The organism is Vibrio sp. Vb0349, assembly GCF_033338975.1.
The window spans coordinates 1-21,106 of sequence record NZ_JAWOTS010000038.1 but is presented as its reverse complement, the minus strand read 5'-3'; the positions used below and the strand labels follow the sequence as shown (position 1 = coordinate 21,106).

At 46.0% G+C, this 21,106-nt stretch carries 20 protein-coding genes, 1 tRNA gene and 1 pseudogene; 13 read left to right on the top strand and 9 right to left on the bottom strand.

The window, feature by feature from the left end:
- Window positions 1-2: 2 nt before the first annotated feature.
- Together R7Q47_RS21610 and orn are read right to left on the bottom strand one after the other, a co-directional pair.
- Window positions 3-75: transfer RNA gene (locus R7Q47_RS21610), tRNA-Gly, on the bottom strand.
- Window positions 76-231: 156 nt separating this feature from the next.
- The gene (orn, locus tag R7Q47_RS21605) at window positions 232-777 is read right to left on the bottom strand and encodes an oligoribonuclease (RefSeq protein WP_017635574.1); all 546 of its coding nucleotides are present in this window, start codon (window positions 775-777) and stop codon (window positions 232-234) included.
- A 129-nt stretch (window positions 778-906) separates the two neighbouring features.
- Here orn and rsgA point away from each other — a divergent pair, with 129 nt between their 5' ends.
- The 4 genes from rsgA (at window position 907) to R7Q47_RS21585 (ending at window position 5,547) form a co-directional block, all read left to right on the top strand.
- Entirely contained in the window at window positions 907-1,971 is a 1,065-nt protein-coding gene (rsgA, locus tag R7Q47_RS21600) for a small ribosomal subunit biogenesis GTPase RsgA (RefSeq protein WP_005386419.1), read from the top strand.
- Between the two features lie 116 nt (window positions 1,972-2,087).
- The gene (gene asd, locus R7Q47_RS21595; protein WP_176311188.1) at window positions 2,088-2,945 is read left to right on the top strand and encodes an archaetidylserine decarboxylase; all 858 of its coding nucleotides are present in this window, start codon (window positions 2,088-2,090) and stop codon (window positions 2,943-2,945) included.
- A 166-nt stretch (window positions 2,946-3,111) separates the two neighbouring features.
- Window positions 3,112-4,527 (top strand): SLC13 family permease, encoded by a 1,416-nt coding sequence (locus R7Q47_RS21590; protein WP_318089374.1) that lies wholly within the window; start codon window positions 3,112-3,114, stop codon window positions 4,525-4,527.
- Window positions 4,528-4,659: 132 nt separating this feature from the next.
- Window positions 4,660-5,547 carry a DMT family transporter gene (locus R7Q47_RS21585; protein ID WP_005381469.1) on the top strand — a complete coding sequence of 296 codons (888 nt, stop codon included), beginning with the start codon at window positions 4,660-4,662 and terminating at the stop codon, window positions 5,545-5,547.
- A gap of 82 nt (window positions 5,548-5,629) precedes the next feature.
- Here the strand turns inward: R7Q47_RS21585 and gpmM are convergent, their stop codons facing one another.
- Window positions 5,630-7,162 carry a 2,3-bisphosphoglycerate-independent phosphoglycerate mutase gene (gene gpmM, locus R7Q47_RS21580; protein WP_136977015.1) on the bottom strand — a complete coding sequence of 511 codons (1,533 nt, stop codon included), beginning with the start codon at window positions 7,160-7,162 and terminating at the stop codon, window positions 5,630-5,632.
- A gap of 547 nt (window positions 7,163-7,709) precedes the next feature.
- Here gpmM and R7Q47_RS21575 point away from each other — a divergent pair.
- From R7Q47_RS21575 to R7Q47_RS21555, 5 genes are all read left to right on the top strand, one after another.
- Complete coding sequence (locus R7Q47_RS21575; RefSeq protein WP_005386415.1) at window positions 7,710-8,144, top strand: rhodanese-like domain-containing protein; 435 nt, start codon at window positions 7,710-7,712, stop codon at window positions 8,142-8,144.
- Window positions 8,145-8,369: 225 nt separating this feature from the next.
- Entirely contained in the window at window positions 8,370-8,834 is a 465-nt protein-coding gene (gene secB, locus R7Q47_RS21570; protein ID WP_005386410.1) for a protein-export chaperone SecB, read from the top strand.
- A 195-nt stretch (window positions 8,835-9,029) separates the two neighbouring features.
- Window positions 9,030-10,067 (top strand): NAD(P)H-dependent glycerol-3-phosphate dehydrogenase, encoded by a 1,038-nt coding sequence (gene gpsA, locus R7Q47_RS21565; RefSeq protein WP_005381474.1) that lies wholly within the window; start codon window positions 9,030-9,032, stop codon window positions 10,065-10,067.
- Between the two features lie 78 nt (window positions 10,068-10,145).
- Complete coding sequence (gene cysE, locus R7Q47_RS21560) at window positions 10,146-10,967, top strand: serine O-acetyltransferase (protein WP_005381475.1); 822 nt, start codon at window positions 10,146-10,148, stop codon at window positions 10,965-10,967.
- A 27-nt stretch (window positions 10,968-10,994) separates the two neighbouring features.
- Window positions 10,995-12,140, top strand: coding sequence for a murein hydrolase activator EnvC family protein (locus R7Q47_RS21555; RefSeq protein WP_005381476.1), 1,146 nt, complete (start codon window positions 10,995-10,997; stop codon window positions 12,138-12,140).
- Window positions 12,141-12,213: 73 nt separating this feature from the next.
- Here R7Q47_RS21555 and R7Q47_RS21550 read toward each other — a convergent pair whose 3' ends face one another.
- The 4 genes from R7Q47_RS21550 to epmA form a co-directional block, all read right to left on the bottom strand.
- Entirely contained in the window at window positions 12,214-13,170 is a 957-nt protein-coding gene (locus tag R7Q47_RS21550; RefSeq protein ID WP_318089373.1) for a DHH family phosphoesterase, read from the bottom strand.
- Window positions 13,171-13,314: 144 nt separating this feature from the next.
- Window positions 13,315-13,950: a TetR/AcrR family transcriptional regulator gene (locus R7Q47_RS21545; protein WP_005381480.1), complete on the bottom strand. Its 636-nt coding sequence runs from the start codon at window positions 13,948-13,950 to the stop codon at window positions 13,315-13,317.
- Window positions 13,951-13,971: 21 nt separating this feature from the next.
- Window positions 13,972-14,346, bottom strand: a complete 375-nt coding sequence (locus tag R7Q47_RS21540; RefSeq protein WP_017635567.1) for a VanZ family protein — start codon at window positions 14,344-14,346, stop codon at window positions 13,972-13,974.
- A 9-nt stretch (window positions 14,347-14,355) separates the two neighbouring features.
- A complete protein-coding gene (gene epmA, locus R7Q47_RS21535; protein WP_047104264.1) occupies window positions 14,356-15,327 on the bottom strand; it encodes an elongation factor P--(R)-beta-lysine ligase in 972 nt (323 codons plus the stop codon).
- 435 nt (window positions 15,328-15,762) lie between these two features.
- Between epmA and frdA the strand changes: the two genes are divergently transcribed.
- The 4 genes from frdA to frdD are packed head-to-tail and all read left to right on the top strand — an operon-like array spanning window position 15,763 to window position 19,095.
- Complete coding sequence (gene frdA / locus R7Q47_RS21530) at window positions 15,763-17,562, top strand: fumarate reductase (quinol) flavoprotein subunit (RefSeq protein ID WP_054575300.1); 1,800 nt, start codon at window positions 15,763-15,765, stop codon at window positions 17,560-17,562.
- A complete protein-coding gene (locus tag R7Q47_RS21525; RefSeq protein WP_213874971.1) occupies window positions 17,562-18,320 on the top strand; it encodes a succinate dehydrogenase/fumarate reductase iron-sulfur subunit in 759 nt (252 codons plus the stop codon). Before frdA ends, R7Q47_RS21525 begins: the two co-directional genes overlap by 1 nt.
- Window positions 18,321-18,322: 2 nt before the next feature.
- Window positions 18,323-18,706, top strand: a complete 384-nt coding sequence (gene frdC / locus R7Q47_RS21520) for a fumarate reductase subunit FrdC (RefSeq protein WP_005381491.1) — start codon at window positions 18,323-18,325, stop codon at window positions 18,704-18,706.
- Between the two features lie 11 nt (window positions 18,707-18,717).
- The gene (gene frdD, locus R7Q47_RS21515; protein WP_005381493.1) at window positions 18,718-19,095 is read left to right on the top strand and encodes a fumarate reductase subunit FrdD; all 378 of its coding nucleotides are present in this window, start codon (window positions 18,718-18,720) and stop codon (window positions 19,093-19,095) included.
- Window positions 19,096-19,197: 102 nt separating this feature from the next.
- Here the strand turns inward: frdD and R7Q47_RS21510 are convergent, their stop codons facing one another.
- Complete coding sequence (locus R7Q47_RS21510; protein ID WP_005386397.1) at window positions 19,198-20,601, bottom strand: SPFH domain-containing protein; 1,404 nt, start codon at window positions 20,599-20,601, stop codon at window positions 19,198-19,200.
- Between the two features lie 266 nt (window positions 20,602-20,867).
- Window positions 20,868-21,106 (bottom strand): annotated as a pseudogene (locus R7Q47_RS21505) (elongation factor P); the annotation flags it as partial.

The following is a 21,106-nucleotide window of genomic DNA, read 5'->3' as shown; positions in this document are numbered from 1 at the left end:
GGAGCGACACACGAGGTTCGAACTCGTGACCTCAACCTTGGCAAGGTTGCGCTCTACCAACTGAGCTAGTGTCGCATCAACAACGTTTCCGCTGTTTAGGGCTGCGAATTATAAGAGCATTTTTTTGTGATGCAAGTCCTTCCTTCAAAAAAACTTTATTTTTTTACTGAACGACGAAAAAGCAATCAAAAGCGATATAAATTACAACAATTTGGATCGCAACCTTAACAGTTAAATCTTGAAAATAGTACCTCGATAGTACTTAAGTTCTGCGATGGACTCACGAATGTCGTCCAAGGCCAAATGTGTTCCCTGTTTTGTGAACCCATTTAGCACCTCAGGTTGCCAGCGACGTGCTAGTTCTTTAAGAGTACTAACGTCAACATATCGGTAATGGAAGAACTCTTCCAACTCAGGCATATGCTTGTATAAAAAGCGACGATCCTGCCCAATGCTGTTACCACATATTGGCGACGCCCCTTTTGGCACCCATTTTTCTAAAAATTCAATGGTTTGTGCGACTGCGTCTTGTTCTGAGATTTGACTGTTTCGAACGCGCTCCACCAAACCGCTTGCCGTATGCGTATTAGTACACCAGTCGTCCATTTTCGCCAGTTCTTCTTCCGGCTGATGAATCGCTAACACTGGACCTTCAGCCAAAATATTTAGTTCGCTATCCGTGACAATAGAAGCAATTTCGATGATTTTGTGCGTTTCAGGATCAAGCCCTGTCATCTCTAAATCAACCCAAATTAGGTTTTGATCGCTAAAGGACATGGTTACGCCGCCTATTTGTTTATCGATAAAAGAGGTACTATACCTCAAAATACGAGAAACACGATACTCATACACGGAGCCAAGAGTACGGCTCAACCATTTGAGTAAATTCACATAAAGTACAGAATTGTGGCAAAGAAGAAAAAGTTAACCAAAGGTCAGGTGCGACGCGTACGTAGCAACCAACAAAAGCGTTTGAAGAAGCAAGAAGATTCCATCCAGTGGGATGAAAACATGCTAGGCGCCAGCAAGCAAGGTCTCGTGATCACTCGTTTTGGTCAGCACGCGGACATTGAAGACCTTGAAACAGGCGAAATTCAACGCTGTAACCTCCGCCGTGGTATTGAGTCTCTAGTATCTGGCGATCGTGTTTTATGGCGCGAAGGATTGGAGTCTATGGCGGGCATCTCTGGTGTTGTTGAAGCGGTAGAACCTCGCTCTTCAGTGCTCACTCGTCCAGATTATTACGATGGCCTAAAACCCGTTGCAGCCAATATTGATCAAATGGTCATTGTCTCTTCGGTATTACCAGAGCTATCGCTAAATATTATTGACCGCTATCTCGTTGCATCAGAAACACTGAATATTGCGCCATTGTTGGTCTTAAATAAAGTCGACCTTCTAGAAGCCGATGATCGTGCAATGTATGAAGAATGGCTCAAAGAATATGAACGCATTGGCTATAAAGTGCTTCTGGTCAGCAAGAAGTCTGGAGAAGGCATTGCTGAACTAGAAACCCTGCTGCGTGACCGAATTAATATCTTTGTTGGTCAATCAGGCGTAGGGAAATCCAGCTTAGTCAACGCGTTAATGCCGGAACTAGAGAGCGAAGTGGAAGAAGGCGAAGTCTCTGAGAACTCTGGCTTGGGCCAACACACCACGACGGCTGCACGTTTATACCACATTCCAACGGGTGGCGATTTGATCGACTCACCTGGAGTACGTGAATTTGGTCTTTGGCATTTGGAAGCAGAAGAAGTAACAAAAGCATTCGTTGAATTTCGACCATATTTAGGCGGTTGCAAGTTCCGAGATTGTAAACACAATGATGACCCAGGCTGCCTTCTACGCGAAGCTGTCGAGAACGGGGAAATTAACGAAACTCGCTTTGAAAACTATCATCGCATTTTGGAAAGCATGGTTGAAAACAAAGCAAATCGTCAGTATTCACGTAATAAAAAAGCCGATCTGTAATTGAGTTAAGGCTGTAACTGTGTAAAAACTCTTCACCTAATACTGACAAGCAAATTAAATTTCAGTAACATCACGCGCCCTAAAGCGCGAATCTAACAGAAGTATCGGAATTAAAGATGGACAAGTTTAAAGTTGGACTGCAGTACTGGATCCCACAACACGGCCTCACTCGCCTAATGGGTAAACTGGCTTCAGCAAAAGCTGGCGGTCTAACAACAGCAGTTATTCGTTGGTTTATCAAACAATACAATGTGAATATGGATGAGGCAAAGCACTCAGATCCTAAACATTTTAAAACGTTCAACGAGTTTTTCGTTCGTGAGCTAAAAGAAGGCGCACGCCCAATTTCTGAAGGCGAAAACGTCATCACTCATCCAGCCGACGCTTGTGTTAGCCAGTTTGGCCCTATTGAAGATGGTCAACTTATCCAAGCAAAAGGTCATCACTTCTCAGCACAAGAATTGCTGGGCGGTGACGCGAATTTAGCTGACGAATTTAATGATGGTTCTTTTGCAACATTGTACCTATCTCCGCGCGATTACCACCGTGTACACATGCCATGTGACGGCACTCTGCGCCAAATGATTTACGTACCAGGTGACCTGTTCTCAGTAAACCCTCTGACAGCAGAAAACGTACCGAACCTATTTGCACGTAACGAGCGTGTGGTGTGTATCTTCGATACTGAGTTTGGTCCAATGGCACAGGTGCTTGTTGGTGCGACAATTGTTGGTAGCATTGAGCAAGTATGGGCTGGCACGATCACTCCGCCTCGTGGAAACACTGTCTACAAATGGGATTACCCAGCAGAGGGTGACAAGGCCGTGATCTTGAAAAAAGGCGAAGAGATGGGCCGCTTCAAACTGGGTTCTACTGTTATTAACCTGTTTGCCAAAGACGCGATTGAGTTTGACGCAAGCATGGAAAACGGTAAGCCAACCGTTATGGGCACACCTTACGCCTTGAAAAAATAAGTAAAACACCGTTAAAGAGCCCTTTATTAAGGGCTCTTTTTATTGATAAAAAGCAAAACTCCGTTCGAAATTTAGCCTCTATTTCTCAAACTCATACCTGCCTCTAAGACCCTCATTCCACAATCAATTATCCTGCGCTTAGAATGAATATTTAGAGGGGCAGCCAATGCCAAAGATGAGTGTAAACACGTTGGCGAAATTGCTGGTGTGCTTTTTAATTCCGCTCGGTGTTTTGATGATGCCGATTGATGCTATTCCTATTGACGATCTCACTTTAATTCAGCATCGCCTGTTGGCTATTTTTCTTCTTGCTGCCCTACTTTGGGTTCTCGAGCCGGTTCCCGTTTTTGCTACGTCCATTCTTATTATCGCTCTTGAACTGATCATGATATCGGATAAAGGTTTGCATCTATTTCGCAATCCACCAGCGGGGCATGATTTAGGAGAGTTAATTGCTTACACCGATATTTTCTCGGCCTTCTCTTCACCGATCATTATTCTTTTTATGGGTGGTTTTGCTCTTGCGATTGCGGCTTCCAAATACGAGCTCGACAACAACCTCGCCCGAGTTCTATTAAAACCATTCGGCACCCAACCTAAGTTCATCATGCTGGGCTTGATGTTAATTACCGCCGTTTTTTCAATGTTTATGTCCAATACTGCCACGACCGTGATGATGCTAGCCCTGCTTGGCCCCATCGTCGCTTCAGCACCTAAAGGGGATTTAGGCATTAAAGCACTGGTGTTGTGTATTCCAATTGCAGCGAATACAGGCGGCATTGCGACTCCGATAGGCACGCCACCTAATGCGATAGCGCTTCAATATCTCACTGGAGAAAACGCGATAGACTTCCTATCGTGGATGACAATGGGTCTACCCTTTGTGTTGGTACAACTCACTGTAGCTTGGTTCTTGTTGCAAAAGCTGTTTCCGTCTAGCGAACCAGAAATGAAACTAAAGCTAGATGGTACATTCAAAAAGAGCTGGCGTGCGATCGTCGTCTACATCACTTTTGCACTAACCATTTTGCTTTGGATGACAACGAAAGTGCATGGCATGAATACATATGTTGTCGCGATTATCCCACTAGCAGTGTTCACGTTAACGGGCATTATGGGAAAAGAAGAGCTCAAGCTAATTAACTGGGATGTTTTATGGCTGGTTGCCGGTGGTATAGCAATTGGTATTGCCTTAGACAAAACAGGCTTAGCCGAAGCATTAGCGCACGCTATTGATTACAGCCTGCTATCACCATTTGCCGTTGTTTTAGCCCTATCGGTAGTGTGCTGGTTAATGGCGAACTTTATGTCTAATACCGCAACGGCAAACTTATTGATGCCTATTGCTGCCGCTATTGGTACATCCATGCCAAGCCTTATTGCGGTTGGTGGCCTACAAGGTTTACTGGTTGTCGTCGCCTTCTCCGCATCACTTGGCATGATCTTACCGGTTTCCACACCACCAAACTCTTTGGCTTATTCAACAGGCCTCATCGAGAGCAAAGACATGGCGAAAGTAGGCCTGGTTCTCGGTTTGATTGGTCTAATTATCGTGTATGGCGCAGTTTTGGTACTGTTTTAATCGAAGAGCTCCATGAAAAAGCGTGTTGTCATGGAGCTGCTCTCCAGCTACTGCCCTTACAGAGCGGCTTTTACATCCCATAAATTTCGTGCATATTAAGACTCCTCTACTCTACAAGGACGTCGACACATCATGGGTTACGAATGGCTTGCTTTATGCGCCGCTTTTCTGTGGGCAGTTTCTAGCCTAATTTCGGTCATTCCTGCACAACACCTAGGCGCATTTTCTTACAGCCGCTGGCGTATGGGCTGCACAGCCGTGATCTTATCAACAATGGCCTGGATAACTGGCGGCTGGTTAACGGTTTCTTGGGAACATGTAACGCCAATGATGGCCTCAGGACTGATTGGTATTTTTATTGGCGATACCGCTCTATTCGCGTGTTTGAATCGTATGGGGCCAAGACAAGCCGGGTTACTCTTCTCTTGCCACGCCGTGTTCTCTGCCATCTTGGGCTACTTCTTATTTAGCGAAGTCATGACCACAATAGAACTACTGGGCGCATCATTGGTATTTAGCGGCGTGGTGATGGCGATATTCTTTGGCCGAAGAGGTCAAGTGAATAACGTCTTGGAAGACATTAAAGGTAACATCTGGGTAGGTATTGGACTTGGCTTAACCGCAGCAATGTGCCAAGCATTGGGAGGCATTATCGCCAAGCCAGTAATGCAAACCAGTATTGACCCAGTTGCGGCTTCTGCTATTCGAATGATCAGTGCCTTTTTCGCCCACAGCATGTTGTTAGTTCTAGGAGTCAAAGTCGCTCGCTCGACGCAACACATTACTTGGCGCGTATTTGGTATTACTGCCCTTAATGGTTTCTTGGCGATGGCCGTCGGCATGACGCTAATCTTATACGCACTCCAAGAAGGAAATGTAGGTATGGTTGCACTTCTATCTTCAACCACGCCAATTATGTTGCTACCACTGCTCTGGATTTACACTAAACGCCGACCAAACCGATTTGCATGGTTGGGCGCAGCCCTAGCTGTGATTGGTGCTGGCATTTTGGTTCAGTAACCTTACAGACCAGCCCTTACTGCCAGATACAAAAAAGCCCGAGTTTAAACTCGGGCTTTTGTCATTCGGAGCCGTTAGTTAATTATTTAACTAGTACTTCACCCGTCATTTCTGCTGGGATTTCTAGACCAGCTAGAGAAAGCATGGTTGGTGCAAGGTCAGACAGTTTACCGCCTTCTTTGAATTCAACCGCTTTGTCACCTACATAGATTAGAGGTACTGGTAGGTTAGTATGAGCAGTGTGGATGCCGCCAGTTTCAGGGTCGATCATCATTTCTGCATTACCGTGGTCCGCAGTGATCAATAGTTGACCGCCAACTTCTTTGATTGCTTCAACCACTTTACCCACACTTTCATCTAGAGCTTCGATTGCTTTCTCAGCCGCTTCATAAACGCCAGTGTGACCAACCATATCTGCGTTCGGGTAGTTACAGATGATGGTATCGAACTTACCAGACTTGATAGCCGCAACCATCTTATCTGTTAGTTCTGGAGAGCTCATTTCAGGCTGCATGTCGTACGTTGCAACTTTTGGTGAAGCAACCAATTGACGCTCTTCGCCTTCGAATTCGTTCTCAACACCACCGTTGAAGAAGAAAGTCACGTGTGCGTATTTCTCTGTTTCAGAGATACGTAGCTGAGTTTGACCTTGTTTAGATAGCCACTCACCGTAAGTGTTTTCTAGAGACGCAGGTGGGAATGCGATAGCTAGAGGGATATCAGCCGCGTATTGAGTCAGCATCACAAAGTTGATTGTTGGGAATACTGCACGCTCAAAGCCGTCAAATGCAGGAACGAATGCACGAGTGATTTGACGTGCACGGTCAGCACGGTAGTTCATGAAGATAACCGCATCACCATCTTGCATGATTGCGTCTTCTTGACCTTCTGCTTTGATAGCTGTTGCTTTAACGAATTCGTCGTTTTCTTCACGAGCGTAAGCCGCTTCTAGACCTGCAACTGCCGTTTCTGCTGTGAACTCAGCTTTAGCTTGAGTTAGAAGATCGTAAGCAACTTGGACGCGATCCCAATTGTTGTCACGGTCCATTGCGTAGTAACGACCTACTAGAGAAGCAACGCGGCCTTTACCTAGTTTCGCAAATAGGTCTTGGAAACGTTGTAGTGAGTTTTCAGCACTACGTGGTGGTGTGTCACGGCCGTCTAGGAAGCAATGTAGGTAGATTTTCTCTGCGCCACGAGCCGCTGCCATTTCAACTGCAGCGTAAATGTGGTCTTCGTGAGAGTGAACACCGCCTGGAGACATCAGGCCCATGATGTGTACTGCTTTTTCAGCTTTCACAGCAGAGTCGATTGCTTCAACTAGCGCAGGCGTTTGTTCGAACTCACCATCCGCAATTGATTTAGTGATACGAGTCAGGTCTTGGTATACAACGCGGCCTGCACCAATGTTAGTGTGACCAACTTCAGAGTTACCCATTTGACCATCAGGAAGGCCAACATCCATGCCTGAAGCAGAGATTAATGTGTGTGGGTTATTCGCAATCAGAGCATCCATTACTGGTGTTTTCGCATTCGCAATTGCGTTACTTGCTGTGTCTTCACGGTAACCGTAACCGTCAAGGATAACTAGAGCCAGTGGCTTCTTAGCTGACATAGTGATGACCTCATCAAATTTAAGTAACTTTTGGCGTAGGGCCTCGCTGCCCTATCTAACCTTGAAACAAAACTAGCGTAATTTTACTACACTTTTTAACCAAAACTGTAGGTTAAGATCAAATAATGTTTGCGATTTATTGTTGCTATCTTACAAGTTAAGCGAACAACGAGTCAGTGCCGACAATCGTGTTCCACAAGCATAGTCATTTCTAATACGCTTTGTACACCCCAGTCTAAGTTCGGTTTTCTTACGCTTCTCATTCTTATTTTTGCACTTGAAACAGCGCTAATTTAAAGCAACATCAAACAAGATGGGTTAATACCTATTGTTCTCTTTTCTCAGTAAAACAGAAGTCACTTAAACCGATAAGTCCAATAGGCAAAAGCAATCAAGCTACCAGAGCAAAATGTACGGATAGTAAGGGCATAAAGGGTTTATAGAGATCTCAATTATTCGTTAGAAAATTTTAACCCTCTCGCCTAAGAGCCGTAACCTCGCTATACTCCTGCTTTATTTTTCCGCCAACAGCGTAAGAGCTCAAGACATGCAAGAGTACATTGAATTTTTCCAACAGAACATGATTCTATCTTTGGTTTGGGTAGGTCTTCTTGTCGCCTTTATCATGAACATCGTGAAATCAGCGACAGCCGCATACAAAGAAATCAACGTAAACCAACTGACTCATCTTATGAACCGTGAAAACGGCGTTGTAGTGGATATCCGTACCAAAGACGAGTTCAAAAAAGGTCATATCACCGACTCACTTCACATTTTACCGTCAGACATCAAAGCGGGTAACTTGGGTAGCCTTGAAAACCACAAATCAGACCCAATCATTGTTGTATGTAAGACAGGACAGACCGCTCAAGAAAGCGCAAACCTACTAGTAAAAGCTGGCTTCGAAAACGTGAGCCTACTAAAAAATGGTTTGATTGCGTGGAACGAAGCGAACCTGCCGTTAGTTCGCGGTAAGAAGTAGGAACGTGGCAAGAACGAAAGTTCGCGTTTAAACGCGCTTTTACCAAGCCTCGCGGACAAAAAACTGAGCAAATTGAAAGCAGTTGGAGCACTAAGTTGTGACGCTTTGCACGTAATACACGCTTCATCTAGTCAAGGTAGATTGGCTCAGTTAGTCTCAGGACATACCAGTTTTCTGAGCTTAGACGTTTCTAGGCTCAACAAATATTGATTTAAGGATTAAAAAATGGCTGAAGCAGCACCTCAAGACGCACAACAAAACTTCGCAATTCAACGCATCTTCCTAAAAGACGTTTCTTTTGAAGCGCCGAACTCTCCAGTAATTTTCCAGAAAGAGTGGAACCCAGACGTTAAACTAGACCTAGACACTCAAAGCCGTGAGCTTGGTGAAGGCGTTTACGAAGTTGTTCTACGCCTAACCGTTACTGTGAAGAACGAAGAAGAGACTGCGTTCCTATGTGAAGTTCAACAAGGTGGTATCTTCACTGCTGAACAAATGGAAGCTGGTCAACTTGCACATTGCCTAGGCGCATTCTGCCCGAACATCCTATTCCCATACGCTCGTGAAACTATCTCAAGCCTAGTCGTTAAAGGTACGTTCCCTCAACTGAACCTAGCGCCAGTAAACTTTGACGCGCTATTCATGAACTACCTACAACAGCAAGCTCAACAAGGCGAAGCTGAAGCGTAATTCACGTTTTATAAGTGACGAATAGCCACAGTGCTGACGTCACCGACTCAAATAAAATGCACAGAGCGTCTACCATTCGATGCAATGTGCATTTTTTATTTCTGACAAAAGTTCCTAGTTCCTAATCGCCAGAAGGCGTAAAATTTGACGATTAGGAACTAGATTCTACTAGTAGCAAGACAATTAGGCGGTAGCATGACACAAGCAAATACAAACAATGCTTACGGTAAAGACATCGCAATGACTGTGATTGGCGCAGGCTCATACGGCACCTCTTTGGCAATCTCACTCGCTCGTAACGGCGCGAACGTTGTCCTTTGGGGACACGAGCCAGAGCACATGGCTCGCCTAGAAGCAGACCGAGCTAACCATGCCTTCTTACCAGGTGTTGATTTCCCTGAAAGCTTGATCATTGAATCGGATTTAGAAAAAGCCGTTCAAGCAAGCCGAGATTTGTTGGTTGTGGTTCCAAGCCATGTCTTTGGCATCGTGCTAAACAGCTGTAAACCATTCTTGCGCGAAGACTCTCGCATCTGTTGGGCAACCAAAGGGCTTGAACCTGAAACGGGGCGCCTACTGAAAGACGTTGCTTATGACATTATCGGTGAAAACTACTCACTAGCAGTATTGTCTGGCCCAACGTTTGCGAAAGAGCTCGCAATGGGTATGCCGACTGCAATTTCAGTTGCGTCTCCAGATTCTGAATTTGTTGCGGATCTACAAGAAAAAATCCACTGTAGCAAAACCTTCCGCGTATATGCCAATAGTGACTTTATTGGTATGCAATTGGGCGGCGCTGTGAAAAACGTTATTGCGATTGGTGCGGGTATGTCTGATGGTATTGGTTTTGGCGCCAACGCCCGTACTGCATTAATTACTCGTGGCTTGGCTGAAATGAGTCGCCTTGGTGCTGCGCTGGGTGCACAGCCAGAAACCTTTATGGGCATGGCAGGTTTAGGCGATCTTGTCCTGACATGTACCGATAACCAATCACGTAACCGACGCTTTGGCTTGGCATTAGGCCAAGGTAAAGACGTTGATACGGCTCAAGAAGAAATTGGCCAAGTGGTTGAGGGTTACCGCAATACAAAAGAAGTATGGCTACTCTCTCAACGTATGGGTGTTGAGATGCCGATAGTTGATCAAATTTATCAAGTATTGTATCAAGGAAAAGATGCGCGCTTAGCAGCGCAAGATTTACTTGCTCGTGACAAAAAAGCCGAAGGAAAGTAGCACTCTACCGCCCTTTGCAGCTCATCTGAGAAAAATTGAAGTTGTCGGGTCACGGAAGAACCACTCTGGATATTGAGAATGAAACACTGCGAAAAACAAAAAGTCTGGAACAAAATTGTCTCAGAAGCCCGTGAAATGTCAGAACAAGAGCCTATGCTGGCGAGCTTCTATCATGCCACCATTATCAAGCATGAAAGTTTGTGTGCCGCTCTGAGTTATATTCTGGCTAACAAATTGAACACCGCTTCCATGCCAGCGATGGCTGTGCGTGAAGTGGTTGAAGAAGCCTTTGCGGCTGATCCAACCATCACTGACGGCGCGGCTTGTGATATTTGTGCCACGGTCAATCGCGACCCTGCTGTTTCAATGTACTCAATGCCATTGCTGTACCTAAAAGGCTATCACGCACTGCAAGGCTACCGAGTAGCAAACTGGCTGTGGAAGCAAGGTCGTCACGCTCTTGCGACTTACCTACAAAATCAGATTTCGGTAGCATGTCAGGTCGATATTCACCCTGCAGCACGCATTGGTAGTGGTATCATGCTCGACCATGCAACAGGCATCGTGATTGGTGAAACTGCCGTGGTCGAAAACGACGTGTCTATACTGCAAGATGTCACCCTTGGTGGTACTGGTAAAGAGTGCGGCGATCGTCACCCGAAAATCCGTGAAGGCGTGATGATTGGTGCAGGTGCCAAAATTCTTGGTAATATCGAAGTGGGCGAAGGGGCGAAAATCGGCTCTTGCTCCGTAGTATTGCAAGCGGTGCCACCGCACACGACCGTGGCAGGCGTACCCGCGAAAATCGTTGGTCGACCAAAAACAGACAAACCCTCTCTCGATATGGATCAAGGCTTTAACGGCAAGTCGCAAAGCTTTATCCATGGAGATGGTATTTAATCGTCAACAAACCTTTTTGACAACAACGTGGTAGGTAACTCTCAAGTGCGAAAACAAAATCACCCTGTTCTACGCTCGGCTATTTTATTAACTTGTGCTTTATCTGCCACTTATCCCATTACCTCCTCTGCTGTGAGTCAGCAAGAGCTCAAAGGCGTATCCAGTGAGATAAGCCGTCAGCGCAAATCGCTCTCTTCCCAAGAAAAGCAGCTCAATGAGTTACAGAAATCACTAAAAGATCAAGAGCTTGGTATTTCTAAGCTTGAGCGTGAAATACGACAAACCAAGTCTAACCTCGCACAAGCAGACAAAAACATAGAAAACCTGGAAGAGAAAATTGCCTTGCAAGAAGCACAGCGTCAAGAGCAAGAAGAAGAACTCAAACAGCTGCTGCAAACGTATTACGTAACCGAGCGAGCGAAGGCCAATGGTCACTTGTTAAATCAAGGTGTGGAAGAAGACCGCATGAGCCAATACTTCCAGCATTTAGCTAAAGCACGTGCTGAAGTGATTGATGCGATCACCAAAATAACCCAAGAATTAGCGCACAACAAAAACCAGCTCGAGCTAGAAAAAGAGCAAATCGAGACTCTGCTCAAGCAGCAATCCGAAAAACGTACAGCGCTAGCGAGTACACAATCCAAGCGTAAGCAAACCCTGAATAAAATTCAGAGCAGTATCAAGAATGACAAACGCTACTTAGCCGAGCTGCAACGCAACGAAACCCGTTTAAAAGCAGAGATCGCCAAAGCAGCGAAGCGTAATGCGGTGCCAATGGACGGACTCGGCAAACAGCGCGGTAAGTTGCCTTGGCCACTCAAAGGCAGTGTGTTACACAACTTTGGTACGCGACAAACCGGGCAGGTAAACTGGAAGGGCATGGTGTTGTCTGCCAACTATGGTCAACAAGTGAAAGCCGTTTATCCTGGTACTGTCGTATTTGCTGAGTATCTGCGCGGATACGGTTTAGTGGTACTGCTCGACCACGGAAAAGGTGACATGACCCTCTATGGTTACAACCAAGCGTTAACTAAAAAAGAAGGCGACCGAGTCACCGCCGGCGAAGTGATTGCTCTCGCGGGTGATACAGGTGGTCAAGACAGACCATCGCTGTACTTTGAAATTCGTCGTAATAGTGAAGCGCAGAATCCGAAATCTTGGTTAAAACGCTGATTATCTGACTCATAGACTTATAATAAAAAAGGAGCCACTCGGCTCCTTTTTTGTATTCATATTTTGGAAAATGCTATGCGTAGTAGGTTTCTACCGCATCAATAAAAGCATTCACATCATCTTTGCTTAACGCGTTGATTCCTGCCGCCGCCTCTCGCCCCCCACCTGTCGGGAACTGACCACACACGGCCACGGCACCTTGTTTATTGTTTAACGGGGCACGAAGTGAAACCGTATAAGTCCCATCTGCATTTTCAGTAAGTACCGCATGCGCAGAGTCAGGGTTTTGGTTTGCCAGCCAGTTGCCATAAACACCACTGATTCGGCGTGATGCCGCCGTGTTTGGTAACTCAAACAACTTTAGCTTACCGCTCTCATGCATGGCAGGCACTGCGAGAGCCGCCTCAATGTCTTGTTGGTAAGCCGATTGCAATTGGTAGTATGGCGAGGCCGTATCTTCAATAGCTTCAAATGGTGACATGTACTTCAGCAAAGCTCGGTACAGCTCCGCAGGATGAAAGTGTAAATCTTCGACTTTCGAGCCGTAGCCGTTGTAGTTAATTAAAGTACCCAGCTCTTTTAGCTGCTCTTTCTGTTGCTGCGACAAGCCCGCGTTATTCGCTAACTCATCGGCTTTAGCAATCATGTTATCGCCATAAGCCGCCGTAATCGCCCAGTCATGAAAACGCCCATCAAGCAACTTATCGACAATCAACGCCGTGCACATGTTGGCATCGAGATCGATGTGCGCATACAAATTACCATGCTGAGGAATGTCACCCGCTTTGTGATGGTCGGCGTAAAAGACGTGAGCGCCTTGAGCCAAAGCTTGCTCTAGACCTGCCATGTTCTTTTCCATAGAAATGTCTAACACAGTCAGCTCATCACCCGCTTGCACGTCTACTTTTTCCACCAGTTTGATGTCGCGCTTTACACCGGTTATTAACTGGGCATCGACAGGATCAGCCAAACGTAATTGCAGAAGAGCAATGATGCCATCAGCATCACCATTAAAAATGTCGTACTTCATGGGGCGATAGTTCCTTTATCGAGAATCTTATCCCTGCAAGGGTTTTTAGCGTATGGGACTATTGTGCGCGGCATATTTGACAAGTCAACTCGAGCCACGACTCGAAAATGAGAGTGACTCTCGAAATATTAAGCAGTTTGACGTTTAACTGTGTAGATTGCTAACCGCATCTTCTAATAACAGTAGCTGCTCTAAGCCCTGCTCAGTTGCTAATGGCTTAACGACATTAAGCATCTGCAGCATCCCTTGCTTCACCATTTGCTCGGTAATGTTGGTTTTTGAAGCCATCGCGGATTGATACGCCAACCAACTACACGCAATCAAGTGTAATGTACATACCAATGACTTCAACTGTTGTTGATCGACATTCAACAGCTTCATCGTTACGAACTCTTGCATAATAGCAATGAGGTTCGCTTGCAGCTTCTCTTGCACATCGATGTACTGCTCGTGTAGCTGTTCATCTCGTGACAAGATTTCTGGTAGGTTTGCGTAGAAAAAGCGGTATTTCCACATCAAGGTAAAAATAGAGTCTAGGTAGCTCTTCAGCATAGTCAGGCTCTCTTGCGAACCTTGAATAGGGGTAAATCTTTCTAAAAGTTCTGCTGAATAAAGCGCAAAGATCTCACGAACGATTTCTTGCTTATTGCGGAAGTGGTAATACAGATTACCAGGGCTAATTTCGATGTGATCGGCAATGTGATTGGTGGTGATGTTTCGCTCACCATGTTGGTTGAACAACTCCAGTGCCGCGTAGACGATTTTGTCGCGCGTTTTCATTGTTATCGTGTTCCCTCTTCATTAACGAATCGAGTATAGCGACTTCACCAACCTAGGTCGATAGAGGCTCCAAATACGGTAACATAACAGACCAGTTAAGATGCCAGTTGAGTTGGCGACAAGGTCTAACCAAGAAGTTTGTCGCCCTACATACCCTTGCAACCACTCAATAACGGCGCTGAATAGCAAAATACTAATCGCCACCGCCCAACGTTGACGCCAACGCCACACACAAAAACAACCTAAAAACGCAAAGCCGCTGTACGCCATAGCGTGCTGCATTTTGTCGAGATACGCGATATTGCCCCAGTCTTGCAGTTCACCTGAACTCAGAGATAAAAAAGCGATCAATATGGCGTAGCTAAAGATAACGAAACGTGCAGCCGTCAGGTTCATTGGACGTCCTTATGCAATTGGAAATGGAAAGGCCGTCACTTGATCAATGTGGTCACAGCCTAGCGCCAGCATGATCAAACGATCGATACCCAACGCGACCCCTGCACAATCTGGCAACCCTGCTTCCAGTGCAGAGATCAGATGATAATCGATCGGCTGTGGTTTTAAACCCATTTCGATACGCTTTGCGTTATCTTGTTCAAAGCGCGCTAATTGCTCTTTCGGGTTATCCAGTTCATGAAATCCGTTCGCCAGCTCTATCCCCTTAAAGTACACTTCAAAACGATCCGCGACGCGATGATCTTGAGGATTGATTTTCGCAAGCGCCGCCTGTGATGCAGGGAAGTCGTACACAAAAGCCGGCACGTCCTGACCAATTTTGTTTTCTACTCCCACGCTAAATAGTAGTTGCAGCAGCGTATCGCGATCTTCTTCTGGCTCAGCAATGTCACTCAAACCCAGCTTGCTTGCCGCCGCTTTCAGCTCAGTCATCGAGCCTTCCAGTGGACACACACCCAACACATCAATGAAGGCTTGCTTATACGTCATGCGCTGCGCTGCGCCACACTTCAATACCAGCTGCAACAGGTCATCCATTTCATCCATCAATTTATGATGGTCAAAGCCAACGCGATACCACTCCAACATCGTGAATTCAGGGTTGTGGTAGCGACCATTCTCTTCATTACGAAATGCTTTGTTGATTTGATAAATACAACCGCTGCCCGCAGCCAAAAGGCGCTTCATATGGAATTCTGGGCTGGTCATAAAAAACAGCTTACTGCCATCGGCATAGCCTGGGCCAACAAACTCGGTTTGGAAAGTATGCAAATGGATGTCAGTCACGGTTGCGTGACTCATGGCTGGCGTATCGACTTCCATCACCTGTCGGTCAGCGAAGAATTGTCGAATCGACGCGATTAACGTCGCACGTTGACGAAGTTGGTCAATGGAAGCAGTAGGTTGCCAGTTGGTTTGCATAACAAGTCTCTCAAACTTTAATTCAGCGAGGAAAGGCTCATTCTACATGCTTTTTACTCTTCAAGAAGAGAGGAATATCCCTTCTTCTTTTTACTAATGTGCTCGCCAATTTGAGGCAAGAATTACTCGTGCCGCAGAACAAAAAATACTCAGTTAAAATCCTATTATCCATGCGGTTAATGTCACGCAACACAGGCTTAACATCCCTAATGTTAATGCTTGAGGGCCAAAACCTCGATGCCGTGATAGCAGTCACATAACCTATAAATTCTATGCCCTTAAGTGCATTACCGAAGCAAAAACCCAATTACATCAATTTTTCTGCCATGTGGCTCATCTACACTAACCCTACTACTTTTGGGGAGTTCTTTTTAAAGAGCGCCTCGTAATGACAATAACAAGCGGATTTCCGCAATCACACACTGGAGGATAACTGTGCAAATTATCACCACAGATATCGCAGTCATCGGCGCAGGCGGCGCTGGTCTTCGTACTGCTATTGCAGCGGCTGAAGCAAACCCAGACTTAGAAGTCGCTCTGATTTCTAAAGTTTATCCAATGCGCTCCCACACGGTCGCTGCAGAGGGTGGCTCAGCAGCAGTTATCAAGGATGAAGATAGCTTAGACAACCACTTCAACGACACTGTTGGCGGTGGTGACTGGCTATGTGAACAGGATGTTGTTGAATACTTTGTAGAGAACGCGACTCGCGAAATGATCCAAATGGAGCAATGGGGTTGCCCATGGAGTCGTAAAGAGAACGGTGAAGTCAACGTACGCCGCTTTGGTGGTATGAAGGTTGAACGTACTTGGTTCGCTGCAGACAAAACTGGCTTCCACATGCTTCATACGCTATTCCAGACATCAATGAAGTACAGCAACATCAAACGTTTTGATGAGTACTTTGTGGTGGATCTGCTTGTTGATGAAGGCGAAGTTCAAGGTCTGATTGCTATTCACATGTCTGAAGGCGAGCTTGTTACTATCAAAGCAAAATCGGTTGTTCTAGCAACAGGTGGCGCGGGCCGTGTTTACCACTGTAACACCAACGGCGGTATCGTAACGGGCGATGGTATGGCAATGGCTTACCGTCACGGCGTTCCTCTACGTGATATGGAATTCGTTCAATACCACCCAACCGGTCTTCCTGGTACAGGTATCCTGATGACGGAAGGTTGTCGTGGTGAAGGCGGTATCATCGTTAACAAGAATGGCTACCGTTACCTACAAGATTACGGCATGGGTCCTGAAACTCCAGTTGGCCAACCGAAGAACAAATACATGGAACTGGGTCCTCGTGACAAAGTTTCTCAAGCTTTCTGGCACGAACAACAGAAAGGCAACACCATCAAACACCCACTGGGTGACGTGGTGCACCTAGACCTTCGCCATCTTGGTGAAGAGTACCTACAAGAGCGTCTACCGTTCATCTGTGAGCTAGCAAAAGCTTACGTAAACGTGGACCCTGCAAAAGAGCCAATTCCAATTCGTCCAACCGTTCACTACACCATGGGTGGTATTGAAACGGACGGCGGATGTGAAACTCGCATTAAAGGCCTATTCGCGGTGGGTGAATGTGCGTCTGTTGGTCTTCACGGTGCAAACCGTTTAGGGTCTAACTCACTGGCTGAGTTCGTGGTATTTGGCCGCGTAGCGGGTGAAAACGCAGTGAAACGCGCAGCAGAATTCAAAGGTTGGAACGACGCGGCAATTGACACGCAAGTCAAAGCCGTTGAAGAGCGCATCGCGAAACTGATGAACCAAGAAGGCGACGAAAACTGGGCAGAAATACGCACAGAAATGGGCCACACCATGGAAGCAGGCTGTGGTATCTACCGCCAAGAAGATTTGATGCAAGCGACTATCGACAAAATCACTGAGTTGAAAGAACGCTACAAACGCATCAGCATCAAAGACAAAGGTAAAGTGTTCAACACTGACCTTCTGTACGCAATCGAAGTGGGTTACGGCCTAGAAGTCGCAGAAGCGATGGTTCACTCTGCGATTCTACGTAAAGAATCGCGCGGCGCGCACCAGCGTCTAGACGACGGTTGTACAGAACGTGATGACGTAAACTTCCTAAAACACTCACTTGCTTTCTACAAGCCAGAGTCAGCACCAAGTATCGATTACAGCAATGTGACCATCACTAAGTCACAGCCAAAAGCTCGTCTATACGGTGAAGCAGCAGAAAAAGCAGCGGCTGAAGAGAAGAACGCAGAGGAGCAAGCATAATGTCAGCAAATCGCATTCAAAAAGTAGACATCCTGCGTTACGACCCAGAAAAAGATGCAGAACCATACAAGCAAACATTCGAAGTCCCATTCGATGAAACCATGTCTGTACTTGACGCACTTGGTTACATCAAAGACCACCTAGACAAAGATCTGTCTTACCGTTGGTCTTGCCGTATGGCGATCTGTGGTTCTTGCGGCATCATGGTGAACAACGTACCGAAACTTGCTTGTAAGAGCTTCCTACGTGACTACCCAGACGGTGTGACTATCGAGCCTCTAGCGAACTTCCCAATCGAGAAAGACTTGATTGTTGATATGACGCCATTCATCGAGCGCCTAGAAGCAATCAAACCATACATCATTGGTAACGATCGTAAACCAGAAGACGGCACGAACTTGCAAACGCCAGAACAGATGGCGAAATACAAGCAATTCGCTGGCTGTATCAACTGTGGTCTATGCTATGCAGCATGTCCTCAGTTTGGTCTTAACCCAGAGTTCATCGGTCCTGCTGCACTAACGCTAGCCCACCGCTACAACCTAGACAGCCGTGACCACGGTAAAGATGAGCGCATGAAGCTTATCAACGGTGAAAACGGTGCTTGGGGTTGTACGTTTGTTGGTTACTGTTCTGAAGTTTGTCCGAAGAACGTTGACCCAGCAGCGGCAGTAAACCAAGGCAAAGTGGAGTCTTCTATGGACTTCGTGATTGCTATGTTGAAACCTGATGGTTCACCAAAGAAAGTGGAGGCATAAGGATGAGCAATCGTAAACCTTACGTTCGTGAAGTAAAACGCACTTGGTGGAAGAACCATCCTTTCTACCGCTTCTACATGCTACGTGAAGCGACGGTGCTTCCGTTAATCCTATTCACTCTGTTCCTAACTTTCGGTTTAGGTTGCTTGGTGAAAGGTCCTGAAGCATGGCAAGGTTGGTTAGCGTTCATGGCGAACCCAATCGTAGTCGCAATCAACATCGTTGCACTACTCGGTAGCCTATTCCACGCTCAAACTTTCTTCAGCATGATGCCACAAGTAATGCCAATTCGTTTGAAGGGCAAACCAGTGGACAAGAAGATCATCGTATTGACTCAGTGGGCCGCGGTTGCGTTCATCTCACTGATCGTTCTCATCGTGGTGTAAGGAGCTGAGCAATGAAACCGAATTATAGTGTAAACACATCACCAAAACGTTCTGATGAGCCAATCTGGTGGGGTCTGTTTGGCGCAGGTGGTACTTGGTTCGCGATGATCACGCCAATCACCGTTCTTGTGCTAGGTATCTTGGTACCACTAGGCGTGATTGACGCAGAAGCGATGAGCTACGAGCGTGTCTCTGCCTTCGCAACCAGCATCATCGGTGCGCTATTCATCATTGGCACGCTAGCATTGCCAATGTGGCATGCAATGCACCGTGTACACCACGGCATGCACGACCTTAAATTCCACACTGGTGTGATTGGTAAAATTGCATGTTATGCATTTGCAGGCCTCATCACTGCACTAGCAGTTATCTTTATCTTCATGATTTAAGAGACTGACCAAAAAAGAAAAAGCTGGCTAAATGCCAGCTTTTTTATTGCTTTGGGTTACCTATGATCTTTTTGCTTTTTAAGCTTTTGACCACCCATGATCTTATTGCTGTGCGACCTTCTTTGTCTGGTCCATAAGACCCAGAGCACCAAAGCCAGTAATCACATCTAGGTTTGTTTTCAAGCCCGTTTCGTCACTTCCACCAATGTAATTTTGTGGCATCTGAACTTGGAAGTTTTGCAAATTGTTGTACAGCGAGTTCGCTACGTCTCGATTCAATTCTGCCAAGTAAACTTCACGGTTTGCTCCTAACGCCGCATACTTACCTTTAAGGACTTCAGATTCTGCGCGACCTTTCGCTAATATCGCTTTCGCTTCAAACTCAGCAGAAAGTGCGTTCGCTTTTTGAATCGCTAAGTTAGCCTCTGCGATAGCTAGCTCTTTCTCCTTCTCGACTTCAGCAAGTCGTTTGGTTTTTTCCACTTCAACGATTTCACGCTCTGCAATCTGACGTGCAACTTCCACTTCTTTTTGCTGAGCAATAATTGCGAGTTCTTTACCACGCTGAGCGTCTTGCACCTCACGTGTTCGTTGAATCTCTTTGCGTAACTGCTCGGTCTCTGCCTGTGCTTTCGACGTTTCTTGTTCCTGAATCGCGCGAATACGATCCGCCACTAGACGCTTTTTATCTGCCAATAACTGATCTAATTGCTTTTCTGGCTGCGGGTCACCAATGGTCACCTGCGTCACTTGAATACCGTATTGTTGTAACGGATTGTCTTGACGAATTGGTTGCCCGGTTTTGTCTACGACTGGCACAGTTTTCCATACCAGTTGATTGGTGCGCTGTAATTGGTTCGGATTGGCTTGATTCGCCCCAACAGGCGCAAGATCCAACTCTTCCACTTCAACCTGACGTCGCTCTGTCAGATAAATCCCCTCTCGTAACTGATCGCCAAGTTTCGATTTGAACTGGTTCAAACCACCTTGGAAAAACTCTTCACCCGTGTATTGGGTCGCGGTAATCACCGTTACGTTACGTGCGTTCTTTACAAGCAGCGCATCGATCAAGTTACTGTTGTTGCGGAACTCTTTGTGCATCTTCTTCACCGCTTCAGGATCATTACTGAGCTTAAAGCGGAATGTTACGGGGATCTGACCAATATAGGTGTCGGCAAATCGAACCTGAATCGCATCAAGGCGTTGATAAAAATCTTCGCCCTTGCTGTTACCGAATGACACGGTGATCACTTGGTCATACTTGGTGATTTTGGACAGAAATGGCATGCGAAAATGAATGCCAGGTTCAGTAAACACATCCAACTCACCAGTAATATTATTCTGATGCACGTAGCTGTAACCCGCATCGGTCATCAGCACCGAGCTATTAATCGTTAAGCCTATTGCCAACAGCGGTACGCCAAATACGGCTGCTTTTAATCCTTTATGTAGTAACTGACGTCTTTCTTCCACCTTTAAACCCCTTCCTAAACCTCTGCTTTCCATTTTGTTCTCCTTTTTGGATTGTTACTGAGTTAAATCGATAAAAATCAGATTGCTATGCAACTCAGCGACAAGTACTAATGTATCAAAATGTTACATTAAGGAATAATCGACAGATTCATGGAATAAATAAGATTTTTACGAATAATACAAAATCATCAAAAATTTGCGGAGGATATCGATGTTTTACGCAGAGGGATTAAAAGAGAAGAATCACAGGCAATAAAAAAGGCCGCCGAAGCGACCTTTCTAACAATCATATAAAGTGCTTACTTCACACGACCTACGTATTCAGCAGTACGAGTATCTACGCGAATCACTTCACCAATTGAGATGAACAGAGGAACACGAACAACAGCGCCAGTTGATAGCGTCGCTGGTTTACCGCCAGTACCTTGAGTATCACCTTTCAGGCCTGGGTCTGTGTCTACAACTTCTAGCTCAACGAAGTTTGGTGGAGTAACAGTAATTGGGTTACCGTTCCAAAGAGTGATCATACAAGTGTTGT